Source organism: Stagnimonas aquatica (genome assembly GCF_003730135.1).
In the GTDB taxonomy this organism is placed as follows: Bacteria; Pseudomonadota; Gammaproteobacteria; order Nevskiales; family Nevskiaceae; genus Stagnimonas; species Stagnimonas aquatica.
Genome location: NZ_RJVO01000002.1, coordinates 1 through 16052 on the forward strand (window position 1 = coordinate 1; position 16052 = coordinate 16052).

The window sequence follows — 16052 nt, forward strand, 5'->3', positions numbered from 1 at the left end:
AACTTTGCCACCCTGGCCAAGCTGCTCAAGCAGCCGGTCATCTTCGACGGCCGCAACCAGTACGATCCCGCCTACCTCAAGAAAGCTGGCTTCCAGTACTACAGCATCGGACGAAAACCGGCCTGACGCGCACTCGCATGTCGAAGTTCAAGAAGCTGCTCGGCAGCAAAAATGGCCATGAACTGCTCAAGAACATGGCCATCTTGGTTGCTGGCGCCGGATCAGCACAGATCATTGGTCTCGCTGCGATTCCGTTCATCACGCGAATTTATGGGCCTGCGGACATGGGCCTGCTTTCAGCTTTCCTGTCACTGACGTTGATTGTCGCTCCACTGCTCACACTGCGTTACTCCGTCGCGCTTCCTCTTCCAAAAACAGACCGGATGGCCGCCAACATCTTGGCGACGACTCTGCTGACGTCGTTCGCCGGGATTCTCATCATCACGTTGGCGTTGGGAATCTGGTCGGAGCCCCTGCTGAAATTCTTCAACATGGAGGCTCTCGCGCCGTTCTGGTGGCTGCTCTGCATGAGCATCTTAGCAACCAGCCTCTACGAGACCCTCTCGTTCTGGGCAACGCGAAAGAAGCATTTTGTGGCGATCGCCCGGACAAAATTCACCCAGACACTCTCTGGATCGTTGACGAAAATTCTGTTGGGGCTACTCTCGATCAAACCACTCGGTCTACTGACCGGGCAACTTGTTCAACAAGGTGGCGGGCTTCTCTCTCTCGGAAGCTCGGCATTTCCAGACCTAAAGAAAAACCGAAAGTACCTTAAAAAAAGGCGAGCACTCCTCGCCCTGCGTCACTACGCCGATATTCCAATCTATCGGCTTCCTTCACAGTTGTTACTGATGCTGTCGATACAGGGACCAGCGCTATTCTTTTCATACAAGTTTGGTCCCGCAGAGACTGGGCAACTTGGACTAGCCCTGACCGCCTTGGCGATTCCTATTAATCTATTGGGAGCAACGGCCGGCAACGCCTATTTCGCAGAAATATCCAGAATAGGCAAGCGCGACCCGGCCCGAATTCTTTCGCTGACAACCCGAGTGGCTGCCATGATGTCGGCCATAGCCATCCTGCCATGCCTTGTTCTCGCCGTAGCTGGTCCGCAGCTGTTCGAGCTCGTTTTCGGAAGTAGCTGGCACGATGCAGGCATGTTCTCGCGATATCTATCAATCTACCTCTTCGTCCAGTTCGTAGCCGCTCCTCTGGTCAATGTTTTTACTGTCTTTTCCGAGCAAAAAAAGTTCTTTTTAATAAACCTGACCCGAGCTTCCTTGATGTGCCTAGGCTTCTACGTCTCGGATATCATAGACCTAGAGCCAAAGGAAGTCGTCATTATCTATTCAGCCACCCTTACGGCACATTATTCATTAGTCATCTTCAGTATTTTTCACACCATAATTTCCAAAAAATGAAGATCAAACTAATCCTCAAGAAATTTTATCAACTTAATTTTGGCAGCGGCAGCCAGAGGGCAACTCTTTTGTATGACTTGGCCAAATATTTCCAAAAGAAAGGGTTCCGCGCAGTTTCGCACCTGTTATTTATCCGCCTCGAACGCGATTACTCCACTTACATTCACAAAAAATCACGTATAGGCCCTGGCTTTAAAATGCCCCATCCTGCCGGAATTGTGATTGGCGCAGGCGTTGTTATTGAAGACAATGTCACGGTATACCAGCAAGTTACCTTGGGCGGAGCTAGAAAAGGCGACTATCTTGACGGAAACTACCCTCACATCAAGAAGGGGACAGTAATTTTTGCGGGTGCAAAAATACTGGGAAAACTGACAGTCGGCGAAAATTCAGTAATTGGAGCCAATGCTGTCGTCACCAAGGACGTACCCGATAACTGCATCGCAGTAGGAATCCCGGCTCGAATTCTGAAAAAACAGGGCAACCAATGAAAACCGTATCCATCGAAAAATCCCGACTCAACGGAACCGTCGAAATATCGGGAGCGAAGAATAGTGCTCTCCGCCTACTAGCGGCTACCATTCTTACCGACGAGAAGGTGGTTCTAAACAATTACCCGTCGAATATTCTGGATGCGCAAATCCATGTCGGCATGCTGAATGCTCTCGGCAAGAGCCATGTTTTGCACGGTCAGGATCAAATCGAGATTCAGCAAAGCGCACCACTAATTTCCACTTTGGAGTGGCAGGACCGTTCCATTCGCAACACCTTGCTGATTCTGGGCGCGTTGGTGGCCAAAACCGGGCACGGAGCGGTGCCCCTGCCTGGCGGATGCAAACTGGGAGAGCGAGCCTACGACCTGCACGTGATGCTGCTAGAAAAGCTCGGGGCCCGGGTTTGGGAAACCGAGAACGAGTTGCTCGCAGAGGCTCCCAAGGGTGGCCTAGTCGGTGCCGATATCCACCTGCCCATCCGCTCGACCGGTGCTACTGAGAACGCGATCCTGGCTGGCAGCCTCGCGCGCGGCATCACGCGTGTCTGGAATCCCCATGTGCGCCCCGAGATCATGGACTTGATCGCCATGCTCACCAAGATGGGCGCCAAGATCACGGTATACGGCCAGGAGCACATTGAAATCGTCGGCGTTGAAGGCCTCACCGGCGTCAGCCATTCGGTCATTCCGGACAATATGGAAGCCATCACCTGGCTGGTGGCGTCGGTGATGACGCAGGGGGACATCGAGATGATTAATTTCCCTCACCAGGATCTCGAAGTGCCCTTGATCCACCTGAGAGACAGCGGCGCCCGGTTCTATCGGGGGGAAGACCGAATGATCGTCCGTGGTGGTCGCTGTCTACCGCTGGAGATCAGCACGGGACCACACCCCGGTATCAACTCCGACGTGCAACCCATCCTGGCTGCCTACGCCGCCTGCGCACGTGGCGAGTCGAAGATCATCGACCTACGGTTTCCAGGCCGGTATGGCTATGCCGACGAAATGGCCAAGATGGGTGTGGCCTCGGTTACCGACGGCAACATCCTCCGCATCCAGGGCAATGGCGGCCGCATGTCGGGGGCAACCGTCCGAGCTCTCGATCTACGGGCGGGAGCGGCGTTGACACTGTGCGGCATGGTCGCAGACGGCGTGACTACCGTGACCGACAGCTGGCAGATCGAGCGGGGCTATAACGATTTCTGGAGCAAGTTGCGTGCGATGGGTGGAGTGATCCACGCCTGATACTTCATCGGCACCTGTCGCTGGAGGCTGCCGGCTAACCCGCCCCCTCACCTTTTCGCACTCGCCCCGTTCATAGAGAACCATCCATGCCGCTTCAGAACGCGAGCAATCGTCAGTACTACTTCGGACTGGATTTGATTCGCTTCGCATCGGCCTGTTTAGTTCTGCTGTTTCACCTTGGATACTCGACTTGGCAGCCCGAAAGCGGTGCTCGCGACATTGTGCGTGGCGCGTACGCCATCCCGGAAGCATCCCTGTTCTGGTTTGGCGGGATGGGCGTACAGATTTTTTTTGTGATCTCGGGCTTCGTCATCGCCAATTCTGCGCAGGGCGCGACTCCCTACAGGTTCTTCCGTTCGCGCGCCCTGCGCCTGTACCCAGCGGCCTGGATCTGCGCCACGGTCAGCTTGATAACTCTCCTGGCCTTCACTGAGCGACCAGTACTGAATCTGCTTTGGCGCTATCTGCATTCGATCACCTTATTCCCCCTAAGTCCCTGGATTGAGGGGGTCTACTGGACGCTGGCGGCGGAGATTATTTTTTACGCGCTGATGTTCCTGCTGATTGCCGCCAGGCGGCTGGATCGCTTGGAAACGTTCTCCAATCTCATGGGGGGGATCAGCATTGCCTTCATCGCCTTGGTCGCCTGCAACCGCAACGGCTTGGTCCAGATCGAGCACTTGGAGGGCTTCCGCAAGACGGTCGGGCGCTATCTGCCGCTCTGGTACGGCGTCTTCTTCTCGCTAGGAATGAATCTCTGGCTGTTCACGCGCCGCCGACTCTCCAAGGCTTCGGCCGTGTATACGGTCGCACTCTTTCTAACCTGCTGCTTCCAGATTTATCTCGCCTTCCACGGCACCGACATCGAAGAAGGCATCTCGGATGACGGTAGCCGTCAGGCTTGGCAGGTGCCAGTTTTTGTTTTCATCGTCGCCATGGCGGGGTTATTTGCGAGCACGCACTGGCCAGCCGTCGATCGGAGCATTCCGCTCTTCGCCCGCGAGCCGCTACGCCGGCTAGGCTTGGTCACCTACCCCCTGTATCTGATTCACTTCAGCCTGGGCGTCATCCTGATCAAGGGCCTGATCGCGACCGGGGTATCGCCAATGCTTGCGTTTGTAGCTAGTAGCGTCCTGGTATTCCTGCTGTGCCTGTACATCGCCACTCAATTGGAGCCAGCCCTAAGGCAGCGGTTCGGCCATGTTCTGGATCGGACGGAGCGCCGCTTTGGGTTGCGTTGAACCGCCACAACGCTCGCCTGTTTGGACGAGCTGGGGCAGCCGCAGCTCAGCGCAGCGCTTTCCGCAGCTTCAGGTAAGCATCGGCGATCCGGCGGTAGCCGCCGCCGGCGAGCAGTAGCTGCAGGCCAATAGTGACTGCGAGCTTCGGCTTGTAACAACCCGCGGTCACAGCGCCGAAGTAGCTGCGGAGTGCCTGTGCCCTCTGGCCATGCTGCACCATGGCTTTAGCGGCGAACCAGCCTTTGAATCCGCGCTGGGCTCGGAGGGTCATCATCGGCGCACAGAAGTCCAGCCAGCGCAGACGCATCGCCGGGTTAGACTTTGAGGAGATGCGCTTTGGATCGGCTCGGTCCAGCCAAACCGCACCCGGGTCCTCAAGCATCACGAAGCGCGCGCCAGCCGCTGCGAGTCGGATCGCAAAGTCGATGTCCTGGCCGAAAGGAAGCCATTCCAGATAGCGGACCTGCCTAGCCAGGTCGACAGGCACACACAGGGTGCTGGTCTGCACAAATCCACGGTCGCAGGTCAGGTACTCGGAGATTAGTTCTCCCGGCTTGGGGCCACGCGGTGGCTTGAGAAAGGTACTGCCTTCACCGCGATCTACGACGACCCGGGCGAACACCACCGCGTCGGGGTTCTGCCCAAGGGCCTCGGCCGACTTTTCCAGATGGTGGGGCAAGAAGCGGTCATCGGAGTCAAGAAAGGCGATGTACCGCCCCCGCGCCTCGTCGATGCCACGGTTACGCGCCACGTTCGCGCCCTGATTTTTCTGACGCACGTAGCGGATGCGCGAATCAGCGATTCGCGCCAGCACCGTTTCCGGCTCGTCTACCGAGCCGTCATCAACCACCACCACCTCAAAGTCTTGAAAGCTCTGGCCCAGAACCGACCGCAGGGTCGATTCGATCAACTGGGCGCGGTTGTAGAGCGGAATGACTACGGAAAAGCAGGGCGCGGCGTTCATTCGGGATCAAACTCGGACATTAGTGGGCGTTCATCGGCAATTCGGCTGGGGCCGATTCCTCACCGTACCAGTCGGCGCTGACGAAACTGAGCGGCTGCGAGGGGACCGGCAAGCGCAGGGAAAAGCGGGTCTGCCCTGGGGCTAACAAGATTCGTTCCGCGTCGGCAACTTCGCTGAGGCGCTTCATGAGAAAGGATTGTGGATTCCAGACACTGCGCCACCGGCGCTCTGCGGCCATACGGATGTTGCCAACCACGGTATAAGGATCGCTACCCAATGCAGGGGCGTCATTGGTCTCCACGATGGCGACCAGCGTCTCATGTCCATTGGAGCCTGATGCGTAGACCCGCAGCGATTGCGGCACTCCTGGACTCGGATGCCAGGCAAACTGGGGAGCCCCCTCGTTTTGTCCGACTAGGCGCACGGCCGGCGGAGGACGATTCCGACCGAGCTTTCTCTCCAGATAATGGCTCTTGTCGAGGATGCGGAACATGTAGGAGTCGCTCGATGCCGACTCGTCGACATCAGATTGGCGCCAGGCGCCATCGTCTTCCAGGCAGCAATCCAGCACGTAGCGAACAGCAGACTTGATCGCGCTGTAGATCTGCACCCGTGCCGCCGGCTCCACGAACAACTCGGAGCGACGCAGTAATTCGATGGCATTACCGGTCACGACCAAGCTGGCCTTGCTCTCCGAGCGGTCCGGGCTGCCTGTGTAGTTATAGGCGGAACGCGCCCACCCGGCCATTTTTCGCTCACCATCGTTGCTTCGGGACTGCATCTTGAGGGTAGTCTCGACGATCCGGTCGGCCCCAGGTAGCCGCGCCGCGGGCAACAGACGATCGCGGTCCGGCACCGCAGGCTCACCTTCACGCGAAATACCAAACGAGAAGAGTCCATTCACCAGGTGAAAGGTAATGCCCATGCTACGGGGCCGTTTCCGGGTGCCCCAGTAGCCAGTCTTTGAATCCTGAGCACTCAGAACCAATTTCAGAAGCTGCTGATCCCAATCTGCGGGCATATGCTCCGGCAGCAATCCCAACTCCTTTCCCTTGTAAAAGGTGCGGGCGAGATAGAGCACTCCGTGATTCAGTTGGTCCTCATCCGACAGGGCTTCCTGCTCAAAAAAGTCGCCAAGTCCTCTTGCCGTGGTTAGGTCGTGATGCACTCCCTTCAGGCCGATGGTCGGTCCTTGCAGAAATTTCCAGGGATACCGATTGCCGAGCTTTCTTAGGTGCCCGCTCCAGCTGTCGTAAGCGATGTTCGTGGCCAAGCTGCCACTCACCGGGTCCTGCAGCGCATCGGTGCCCTCCGAGGCTTCGGCCTCGGAAATGGATTGCCAGGAAAATCCGGAAAACTGGGCTTTCTTGTTCCAAGCGTTCTTGAAGGTGAAATTGAGCGCAGCGGCGTTCTGCGGCAGCCAGAGGTCCTGGTAATAGCAATGCCAGGGAAATGGGCCGAAAGCGGCGATGATGCGTTCAGGACCCTGCGCGATCTTTCGACCGCTGCCATCGAGTAGTGAAATCAGCAGTTGCGGAGGGGCACCGTAGCTGTTGGTGCCACGCCACTGCGGTTGGTGATCGTCGGCACCGTCCACCATGGCCCAGAAAAAAACTCGAATGTACTGGTTGGATTTCACACCGAGGTCAGAGAGCAGGACACGCCCCGCATCCAGCCGAGCCTCACGCCCCAGGCGAATCAACTGGGAAAGATCCCGTCCGTTGACGGGTGATGGAGCACTGGCGGTCGCGGCGACCGGCAATCGTAGCGGCTTCGCCTGATCGTCAAACTTGCCGTGCATGTAGACTAAAAATCGATTCGCCGTCCCCGGCGAATGGCTACGCTCATTCGTCGTATCCGCCGTCGCAGCCTGCAGCAGTGGAAGCAGGCAGATTGCCGAGACCGACAACCAAAGGCGAAGTGGCATGCTTACTCCAGTGAGTGCGCGAACACCAACTTCAGACACACAACGTCGAATTCGGTGCCCAGACGAAGCGCTTCGACTAAGCAACTCGGGTCGGAGCCAATCTTCCAATATTTGCAGACAAGGCGAGCAGAATTGCCGCTAGAAATATGTGCACACAATCCACTAGGGGCTCGATCGTCAAAACCAGAGCGAGGTACCCCAGGGTCGTGACAAACAGCACGATTACAAGCGAACGGTAATCGTGCTTTGGCGGCACCTTGACGAACAAGGATCGAAAAAGGAGGCCAAGCACCGAGCCAAGGAACAGCAAGAAAGGAATACCAGCAAGAATCCCATGCTTGTAGAAAATGGCGAAATACCAGTTATGCGATCCAATTGGTATCAGCATGCCTGGCACACTAGTCTGGGTTCCATATCCAAATATGGGATTTTCCTTGAAATACTGCCAAGTCAAAGAATAAATCTCGAACCTCTGATCTGCGCTACTGGCCCGACTTTCGATAAAAAAGGCATTAAACGAAGTCGTTAGATAATCCCAAAAAACGATGACACCACCCAAGATAGCAGCTCCAAGGAGAAATCCTGAAAATAGGAATACCGCTCTAGAGAATAATGCAGTGTTTCTGACGCGATAAAAAAAGAAGATCACTGGAATTGCCACACCAGCAAGAACCATGGCCGTTCTTGACTGGGTATATATAAGAACTCCAGTCGAAACCAAAAAAAGAGCCCCCCAAAAAATCAACTTCAAACCCCTGCTGGAAAAAGTCAAAAAAAGGGAAAACGGGGTTATAATATAAGTCGCCGCGCCATAGTGAATTGATGTTAAGAATATTGAACTCAACCGATCATCAATAAGTCCGAAGAAATACAATTTTCTCCCCATTGATCTAAATTCAATGTTTCTACCCATCGGGGTATTTCTGAGTTGATCAGGGAGTATTTTTCCGATTATCGAAGAGTATCCCCACTCACTAACAAAGTAAGTCAGCGCAAGCAAATGGCAAGCCGCGAGCATCAGCACCATATGCTTCACAATAATAACAAATGCACCAAAAGAGTTGACTCTAAGACTAATATAGGAAAATATAAAGAAAAAACCAATATAAATTGAATAATCCCAAACAAAAGTGATGTAACGCAGTGTCGTGGATATCTGGAGGACTGAGAGTAACTGCATCACCAAGAGCACGAACAGCCACAACACGGGCCCCTTGAAGTTTCCAGGAGCGAGTAGTGCTTTTCCGCCCGAGAATAGGCAGATGGCAATCGCGAAGTAAGGAAGCAAAAGACGCTCGCCGCCAATGAACCACAGCAGCGGCCCCGCCCATAGAATCATGACAATTGGGCGAGCCTCTCTCTGCGCCTTTACCTTCTGTGCAAGATGGTCGGATGAGGCCTGCCACCGAGACAACTGCGGGCGGGTCGACTCCGTCGGCAGGTGACTAGAGCCAATAGGCATCTTTGATGATATCGATTGCGGCCCCAGGGCCCTGAGTGACCAGTTGAGCTTCTGCGTACGTCGCCAAGGCTCCAGGAAATTTGTGCAGTGTGTAAGCCCCCAAATCAGACTGGGCAAAGAATGCTTCTATATCCGCCAGATATCTCGATGCCTCAGCCTCAAGGGCAGGAGCATTACCTCCAGCCTGCGTCGCCGTGCGTGCGATTTGAAGCAGATCGAAATCCAAGCAGTAAGGAACTCCCTCCAGGAAGCGGCCTCGGCGTGCGAGCGCCTTTACCGAGGCTTCCGCCAATTGCTCAGAGGCGACGTAAGGAATGCCCATTGCCCAGTTAACCCAGAGGATGTGCGCAACGCCGCCTAGGTCGCCCAAATCAGGATCGTGGCGGAGCTGATAGGCGAAGCGGAACGCGTGCTGCAGGAACTCAGACTGATATTCCCGGATCATGCCCGTCTTGGGGTTCAATCGGCCGTTGATAGCGATAATGCTAGGGGCAAGTCGCTTCTCCGCCGCGTCGGCCGCCACGCTGACTGACTTCGACAATGACAACAGGATGGAGGGGACCCCGCCCAGCCAATGACTGACACGCCAGGCGTGATGCGTGAATTTCGCGGGATACTTCGGAGTAAGCCCATTGCCGAAAAACAGGCGGTCAAAATCCGGCTTGCGTTTCAGTTCGATGCGCGGGTACAGGTCGCCGATTCCTCTGCGCTTCAAGATATTCAAAGTCCCGAGCAGGTAGGCGAAATTATGTACGTTGAGTGCCTCAGTCGGGGGCTGGCTGGCAGTCGAGTTCCAGCCCGGCAAGGCGAGTTGGGGAATCAGCGACGCGAATCGATTCAGCGCTCTGGGCGCAATCAAATCCAGCCGGTTCAACAAACACAGGCTGTAGATTACGTCACAGTGGTCCTGCACTTTGCAGGGAACATCGGCATCGTTGAGCCAAAAGGAAACCGCAGGCTCCGCTGCCCTTTTTAGGTGAGAAAGAACGTTGTCAGCGAGCCGTTGCATTGAAAGCCTATCGGTGGAAGCACAGGGCTACCGGGTGTAGCGGATTAAACGATAGATCGCGTTTGGATTGGTAACGAGATATCGCCAAAGCAAACGGCCTGGCTCCTGTAACGCACGATGCAGCCACTCGAGCCCCCAACGCTGCATCCACTCAGGAGCCCTTACAGCGTCGCCAGCAAGAAAGGCGTACAAACCGCCACAGGTCTTTATCCATGCAACTCCACCCAATCTGTCTCGGTTCCGCACGCACCACAACTCCTGTGCAGGCTTTCCCATTGCCACCCAAAGCACGTCGGGTCTGGCATTAGTGATGTCGGCGCAGACCATTTCTTCTTCTTCAGGCTTGAAGTAACCGTTGCGACGACCGACAAGCTTCAACTGAGGGTACAACTGGGCAATCGCCTCGCAGGCCTTGCGGTTCTGCTGCTCGGTGCCGCCCAGCATGTAGAAAGACAGGCCGTTGGCGACAGCAACCTCGGCGGCATCGTGAAAAAAATCAGTTGTCGCCACCCGCTCCGGTAAGCTAGTCGTGGCTCGCTTGGACGCCAGGACGATGGACATTCCGTCGGCATGTATCCAGTCAGCCTGTTCCATCGCCTTGGCGAAAAAGAGGTCGGTTCCGGCCAGCGCGACCCCTTGCCCATTGGAAGAGAAGACCAGCTTCGGAGTTACTGGCGTCGCGGACAAGCGGGCGGCCAAGCAATCGGCGAGCATTAGCTCGGCGAATTGCTTGCGGGTAGCGGCAACCGTAGGGAAGCCGCCGACCAGAGGCTTTTCGAAGACCACGGAATCACCAACCAGTCAGGCGATCAGTACTTATAGGCGTAGTCATAGCCGTAGCCATAACCGTAGTAGCCGTAGCTGCCCATCTTGGCTCCGACCTGATTGAATACCACGCCCTTCACTTCGACGTTGGAGTGCCGAAGACGGCGGATTGTCTCCTCAATAGCTCGCAACGGATGTTCTGCGGACTTCAGCACGACCAGAGTGCATCCGGCGAGTTGTCCAATGATCGAGGCGTCCGCCACAGGCAGCACCGGGGGGGTATCGAGAAGCACATAGTCATAGTTTTCAGAAAGCCGCGCCACTAAATCTGAGAAGCGAGCATGCAGCAAAACCTCGCTTGGATTCGGAGGGGAGGTGCCGCGCGATACCAGAGCCAGACCTTCAACTGGCGTGTTCCGGACGATGCTGTCGTACGAGAGACCAGCGTCGACCACGTAATCGCTGACGCCGGATCCGGCGTCTCCGTCGAGGTACTTATGAATGGTGCCGCGCCGTAGGTCGCAGTCAACGACTGCAACTCGCTTTCCCCCCATTGCAAGTACCGCACCAAAGTTAATTGAGACAAACGACTTTCCGATGCCCGGAACAGGTCCGGTCAGCATCACCACATTGGAGCCAGACTCCATCAAGGCAAAATGGATGGATGTGCGGAGGCTGCGCAGAGCCTCGATGGCAGGATCGTTGGACGCGAGGTGAGCCAGAATTTTGGACGAGGCTTTATTACCGCGTTGCTGCTGATTGACGCGCCGTTGCTGAGAACTGAAAGGAATCGAGGCGTAGGTAGGCAAACCAAGCTTCTGCTCCACCTCATCCGGGCGATCAACGCCACGAAGAAGCGCGCGACGGATGAACACCATCACCAACCCAATGAAAAGCCCCATCACAAACGCACCAGAGACAATCATTCCCTTATTCGGGGCCGACGGAGAACGCGGCTTAAGGGCCCGATCGATGATACGAACGCTGCCAACAGTGCCAGCTTTGGCGACCTGCAGCTGCTGACTAGAGTTCAACAGAGTGACGTACAACTCCGAATTCACCTTGAGGTCGCGCATCAAGCTAAAAATCTCTTGCTGCCGGGCGGGCAACTGACGGACCTGCTCCTTGAGCTTCTCCGACTCTGCGCTAAGAGCGCGAATCTGCTCGTCCAAAGTCTGCACGATCGGATGGCGCAAGGTGAATCGCTGCAGCGCAGCTTCACGCTGTTGCTGCAAGCTGAGTCGCTGGGTTTCCAGTTCGACAGCGCGGTTCAAAGCCAGGTCCGTTTCTTTCTGGACATCCGCAGTGCCCTTGTCGAGTTGATAGGAATTTAGCTTGGCCTGAGCTTCTTCCAGACTGGTCTTAACCTCCGGCAGCTGCTTATTTACAAACTGCAGAGACTGTTCAGCCTCCTCAGATTTACGCTCGACGTTCTGCCGGAGGTATTCGTCCTCAATGACGTTCACGACCGCCGCCGCAGCAGCAGCATCCTCGTCCTGGTAAGTGATCTGGATAATTCCAGACTCCTTTGCCTGCTCTGCAACCGTCAACCGGCTCTGCATGAGGCTATACATCTGTCCAGGGGAGCGGCGGAGAAGACTGAATTCTGTACCAGGTCTAGCCTTCAGTTCCTGAACAAAAATTCGAGCCTGCTCGTCACCAAGTTTGATTGCGGCAGACTCTCCTACCTTGCCGTTGAATGTTCCGAGACCTCCGGGCACAACAATGCTGTAGCTACCGTCGCTACCCGCCACGAGTCGGAACGCCGTGTCCTGCAAACTCTCGGGCACATCGAACACAGAGACCGTAATTTTCTCGCCGCCCCAAGCGAATTTTGAGAGTCCCAGCATGGGCTCGGCGGGCTGAGGAAGATCTGCCCTACGTCTGGCAACCGCCTCACCGAACAAGGGAAAGTAATTTGGGCGGACTTTGATCGGCAGCTTCATCTTCTCGGCCACCGTACCGAGGATCATCCGACTTTTAATGATCGCAATTTCGGCAGCAATACCCGACACGGCGCCACTGCCCATCATTGCGGATAGCTCGTTAAACGCGCTTCCCAAGCCTTTTTCTTTTTGCTCGGCCTGCACCAAACCCATGGACTGATACTGAGGCTTCGCAGTCCAAACATAGAAAAGGCTCAGCGCCAAGACCACCGACGCAACCACTAAAATGAGCCAACGCCCACTCCAAATCAGATCGGCGATATCACGGAAGCTGATTTCGCCATCGGTGTGCACCAAGGGATCGACTAGCGGCCCTTTAACTGTGTGCGTAGGCAGACCCGACCCGCTGTCACTAGAAACCGTCACAAAAGCACCCAAATGTTGATAACTACTGGATTCAAACTACGGAACTCACGCTGGCTACTTGGTGAGCCGGTCGATCTGGAAGATGGCGCTGATCGTGGGAAGTATTTGGTTGATCACCGAGTTGTATTTCACGAAACCAGTAGCCTGCACGTAAACGACGTCTCGGGGCTGCAGGGGAAACTCTCCAGCCAGCAGAAGACCTACCGGACTCGCCATATCAAGGTGATAAACCGTGGCGACCCCGTCATCCCCGGAAGGCCTGCGAAAAACCAGAACCCCACCATCGTTAGCACGAAGTTTGTCGAGTCCACCAGACAGCGTCAGCGCTTCAGTCAGAGTCGAATTCGATTGCTGAAGGTAAACCGGTCCTTGATTGTTGACCTCGCCCAGAACAAACACCTGATCCAAAGACCGGTCGGGAACGTGAACAACATCTCCAGGCGCGAGAGGGGGGTTAGGTGCGGCGCTGGAACCCGACAATAAACCGCCGAGATCAATCTGATAGGTCTTGCCAGCGCGGGTAAGCAAGACGCTCCGGCGACTGGCGCTGGACGATAGCCCGCCCTTCTCGGCCAAGGCTTCAAGAACACCCTTCGGAGTGTCATCGAGTGTCAGCAGGCCTGGAGTTTTGACTTCACCTGTCACCTGAACACGCTTTGACCGAAAACTGATGACCCGAACGTCGATTTGTGGCTTTTGAATTACCTTGGCCAGCCCCGTGGACAGCGTCGTTCGAATTTGGTCGACAGTTTTTCCCGCAACTTCCACCAGCCCCATATAAGGATAGAAGACCGTGCCAAGTGACGAAACCAAACGACCACTAGACTCTGGGTCGGAGCGATTCTGCCCAGACGGGTTATTAAGTTCGGGATGATCCCATACTGTAATGAAAAGAATATCCCCAGCTCCTACCAGATACTCTGGCGGCACATCCGCCGGGGAAACAGCGCCGAGGGCAGCTAGTTCGGGGGATTTTTCAAGCCGCTCGGAATAGATATCTTGCAGGGTATTGCCGTTGATTTCCCGAATACGAACTGCGCTCAGGACAGGGGACTTTTGAAGGTGATAAGTGGTGACATCAGCTTCGCTGCTAGTGGAGTAGCTGTCACCGTGAACGAGGCTGGGGCTTTCAGACACGTGTAAACCGGGGATGACGGTACAGCCACCTACCCCCCAGATTAGCGCAGCGAGAATCACCATCCGCAAAACATTACTTTTCTGCACTCCAATATCTCCGGATAATTCTCTACTGGGCCACCTGACATAGCCACTACCCTGTCCTGCCGCAGAGTCCTGTGGGCGCAAACGCTTAACAAATACGATTCTACTAGAACGCTCTCTCGTCGCCTCGAATCGCGGCCAACACAGTGCGAATCACGATCTTGACGTCCATCAACAGGGATACCGAACGAATGTAGAAAAGGTCAAAACGAACACGCTGGTTCATCTCACGGACGCTGCGTGTCTCTCCACGACAGCCAGACACCTGAGCGAGTCCCGTAACACCGGGACGAACCATTGTACGAAGTTCATAGCTCTGCACGGCCCCTGCAAAAGCTTCATCAAGTTGCGGCACATGCGGCCGAGGCCCAACAACGGACATATCACCGAGTAGAACATTGATGAACTGCGGCAACTCGTCCAAGTTAGTCTTGCGCAAGATGCGACCAACCCGAGTGATTCGAGGATCATCTCGGCGCGTCTGAACGAAAGCAGCTTCCGGGTTGTGCCCCATCGTCCGAAATTTAAGGCAAAGGAAAACCTTGCCCCCCAATCCCACTCGCTGCTGCCTGAACAAGGCTGGACCAGGGCTGTCGAGACGGATCAGCAACGCGATGAGCGGGAGGAGCCAAAAACCAGCCAGCCCCAGAAAAGCCATTGAAAAAGCAACATCAAACAAGCGCTTGCCACGGCGCGGGTAAAATTTGGCCATTCTCATAACTGCAGTGGAGCCAAGCCCCGCACCAACCAGAGATTCCTTGGCCAGGGACCGCGGCGCCTCGAAAACGATTGAATTCGACATCCCTGCCACTCTGGCCGAGTACTGCGTCTCCACCTTCACCAAAGATCCTCCACCCGTATGCTGCATGCTCGCACCAAATTCCCTGAGTTTTGAGCCCCGATTAGAGATCGAGTTGGGGCTTCGCGCATAAGACACCAACTTGCTGCAACGCACAACCCAAATCAACTCACCTAATCATGCGATGTTCAGCGGTTATACGAAGGTAAGGTAACGGAACTACAGAACATAAGCTGTGACCAGCCACACTATTGCTTTACAGCTAAACGACGTCCGCGTCGCTCTTCTCAGCAGGCACCAGATCTTCTCGACTCACATTCAACACTACGGCCAATCCAGTCGAAACGTAAATTGATGAGTAGGTCGCAACGATCACGCCAACCATCAGTGCAGACGAGAAGCTGTGCACGCTTTTGCCACCCATCAGTAGTAATGCAGTCAATACCAAGAGAGTCGTGAGGTGGGTAATCACCGAGCGAAGCAGCGTCTGGTTTACTGAGAGATTGACGACATCCAGGATTTCCATGCGCCGCTGCGAGAGCAGATTTTCGCGGACGCGGTCGAAGATAACGATGGTCTCGTTATTTGAGTAGCCGATCAGCGCCAGAATCGCCGCGACGGTGGTCAGGTCGAACTCGATCCAGGTCAGTGACAGGAAGCCCAACACCATGATCGCGTCGTGGATCAGCGCGGCTACCGCGCCGACCGAGAACTTCCACTCGAAGCGGAACATGATGTAGAAGGCGATGCCAATGAAGGCCAGCAGCAGCGCAAGCGCGCCATCCTGGGTCAGTTCGTCACCCACCTGCGGGCCAACGAACTCCACCCGCCGTAGTTCCACATTCGGTTCGCTGGCATGCAACGCGTCAAGAATGGCCGTACTGACTTTGGCGGAGTTGCTGTCTTCGGCGGGCGGCAAACGGATCAGCACGTCAGAACTGGTACCGAAGTACTGCACGACCGGGTGCTCATAGTTTGCGTGGGCCAGATCAGCGCGCACGGAGTCCAACTCCACGGCCTGCGGATAATGCACTTCGACTAGCACGCCACCCGTGAAGTCGATGCCGAAATTCAGTCCGCGGAAGGCGACCAGCAAGATGGCAGCGACCGTCAGGAAGCTGGACACCCACAGGCCAGTCTTCCGCTGCGCCATGAAGTTGATATTGGGAACGCCGGAAAAGATTCTCATG

At 55.5% G+C, this 16052-nt stretch carries 13 protein-coding genes; 4 read left to right on the top strand and 9 right to left on the bottom strand.

What is annotated here, in order from left to right; translation table 11 throughout:
• The first annotated feature begins 137 nt into the window (after window positions 1–137).
• From ED208_RS04540 to ED208_RS04555, 4 genes are all read left to right on the top strand, one after another.
• Window positions 138–1424 (top strand): lipopolysaccharide biosynthesis protein, encoded by a 1287-nt coding sequence (locus tag ED208_RS04540; RefSeq protein ID WP_123210706.1) that lies wholly within the window; start codon window positions 138–140, stop codon window positions 1422–1424.
• Window positions 1421–1915: a serine O-acetyltransferase gene (locus tag ED208_RS04545; RefSeq protein ID WP_123210707.1), complete on the top strand. Its 495-nt coding sequence runs from the start codon at window positions 1421–1423 to the stop codon at window positions 1913–1915. Before ED208_RS04540 ends, ED208_RS04545 begins: the two co-directional genes overlap by 4 nt.
• On the top strand, window positions 1912–3162 hold the full coding sequence (locus ED208_RS04550; protein ID WP_123210708.1) for a UDP-N-acetylglucosamine 1-carboxyvinyltransferase: 1251 nt from the start codon (window positions 1912–1914) through the stop codon (window positions 3160–3162). The genes ED208_RS04545 and ED208_RS04550 overlap by 4 nt, the downstream gene beginning before the upstream one ends.
• Before the next feature lie 86 nt (window positions 3163–3248).
• A complete protein-coding gene (locus ED208_RS04555) occupies window positions 3249–4403 on the top strand; it encodes an acyltransferase family protein (RefSeq protein ID WP_123210709.1) in 1155 nt (384 codons plus the stop codon).
• Between the two features lie 46 nt (window positions 4404–4449).
• On the opposite strand, the gene ED208_RS04560 is transcribed toward ED208_RS04555, so the two are convergent.
• From ED208_RS04560 to secF, 9 genes are all read right to left on the bottom strand, one after another.
• A complete protein-coding gene (locus ED208_RS04560; RefSeq protein WP_123210710.1) occupies window positions 4450–5367 on the bottom strand; it encodes a glycosyltransferase family 2 protein in 918 nt (305 codons plus the stop codon).
• A 19-nt stretch (window positions 5368–5386) separates the two neighbouring features.
• Entirely contained in the window at window positions 5387–7294 is a 1908-nt protein-coding gene (locus ED208_RS04565; protein ID WP_148044684.1) for a hypothetical protein, read from the bottom strand.
• A 76-nt stretch (window positions 7295–7370) separates the two neighbouring features.
• A complete protein-coding gene (locus tag ED208_RS04570; protein WP_123210712.1) occupies window positions 7371–8756 on the bottom strand; it encodes an O-antigen ligase family protein in 1386 nt (461 codons plus the stop codon).
• On the bottom strand, window positions 8740–9765 hold the full coding sequence (locus ED208_RS04575) for a hypothetical protein (protein WP_148044685.1): 1026 nt from the start codon (window positions 9763–9765) through the stop codon (window positions 8740–8742). Before ED208_RS04575 ends, ED208_RS04570 begins: the two co-directional genes overlap by 17 nt.
• Window positions 9766–9792: 27 nt before the next feature.
• Window positions 9793–10551 carry a WecB/TagA/CpsF family glycosyltransferase gene (locus tag ED208_RS04580; RefSeq protein ID WP_199720512.1) on the bottom strand — a complete coding sequence of 253 codons (759 nt, stop codon included), beginning with the start codon at window positions 10549–10551 and terminating at the stop codon, window positions 9793–9795.
• A gap of 23 nt (window positions 10552–10574) precedes the next feature.
• The gene (locus ED208_RS04585; protein ID WP_233574905.1) at window positions 10575–12770 is read right to left on the bottom strand and encodes a polysaccharide biosynthesis tyrosine autokinase; all 2196 of its coding nucleotides are present in this window, start codon (window positions 12768–12770) and stop codon (window positions 10575–10577) included.
• Between the two features lie 126 nt (window positions 12771–12896).
• A complete protein-coding gene (locus ED208_RS04590) occupies window positions 12897–14066 on the bottom strand; it encodes a polysaccharide biosynthesis/export family protein (protein ID WP_148044686.1) in 1170 nt (389 codons plus the stop codon).
• A 103-nt stretch (window positions 14067–14169) separates the two neighbouring features.
• Window positions 14170–14865: a sugar transferase gene (locus ED208_RS04595; protein ID WP_233574821.1), complete on the bottom strand. Its 696-nt coding sequence runs from the start codon at window positions 14863–14865 to the stop codon at window positions 14170–14172.
• A 259-nt stretch (window positions 14866–15124) separates the two neighbouring features.
• The gene (secF, locus tag ED208_RS04600) at window positions 15125–16051 is read right to left on the bottom strand and encodes a protein translocase subunit SecF (RefSeq protein WP_123210715.1); all 927 of its coding nucleotides are present in this window, start codon (window positions 16049–16051) and stop codon (window positions 15125–15127) included.
• Window position 16052 lies beyond the last annotated feature (1 nt).

Coding starts and splice junctions, on each gene's coding strand:
- secF (WP_123210715.1), bottom strand. CDS start 16,051: ATGAGAATCTTTTCCGGCGTTCCCAATATCAACTTCATGGCGCAGCGG.
- ED208_RS04545 (WP_123210707.1), top strand. CDS start 1,421: ATGAAGATCAAACTAATCCTCAAGAAATTTTATCAACTTAATTTTGGC.
- ED208_RS04570 (WP_123210712.1), bottom strand. CDS start 8,756: ATGCCTATTGGCTCTAGTCACCTGCCGACGGAGTCGACCCGCCCGCAG.
- ED208_RS04565 (WP_148044684.1), bottom strand. CDS start 7,294: ATGCCACTTCGCCTTTGGTTGTCGGTCTCGGCAATCTGCCTGCTTCCA.
- ED208_RS04540 (WP_123210706.1), top strand. CDS start 138: ATGTCGAAGTTCAAGAAGCTGCTCGGCAGCAAAAATGGCCATGAACTG.
- ED208_RS04550 (WP_123210708.1), top strand. CDS start 1,912: ATGAAAACCGTATCCATCGAAAAATCCCGACTCAACGGAACCGTCGAA.
- ED208_RS04555 (WP_123210709.1), top strand. CDS start 3,249: ATGCCGCTTCAGAACGCGAGCAATCGTCAGTACTACTTCGGACTGGAT.
- ED208_RS04575 (WP_148044685.1), bottom strand. CDS start 9,765: ATGCAACGGCTCGCTGACAACGTTCTTTCTCACCTAAAAAGGGCAGCG.
- ED208_RS04595 (WP_233574821.1), bottom strand. CDS start 14,865: ATGTCGAATTCAATCGTTTTCGAGGCGCCGCGGTCCCTGGCCAAGGAA.
- ED208_RS04560 (WP_123210710.1), bottom strand. CDS start 5,367: ATGAACGCCGCGCCCTGCTTTTCCGTAGTCATTCCGCTCTACAACCGC.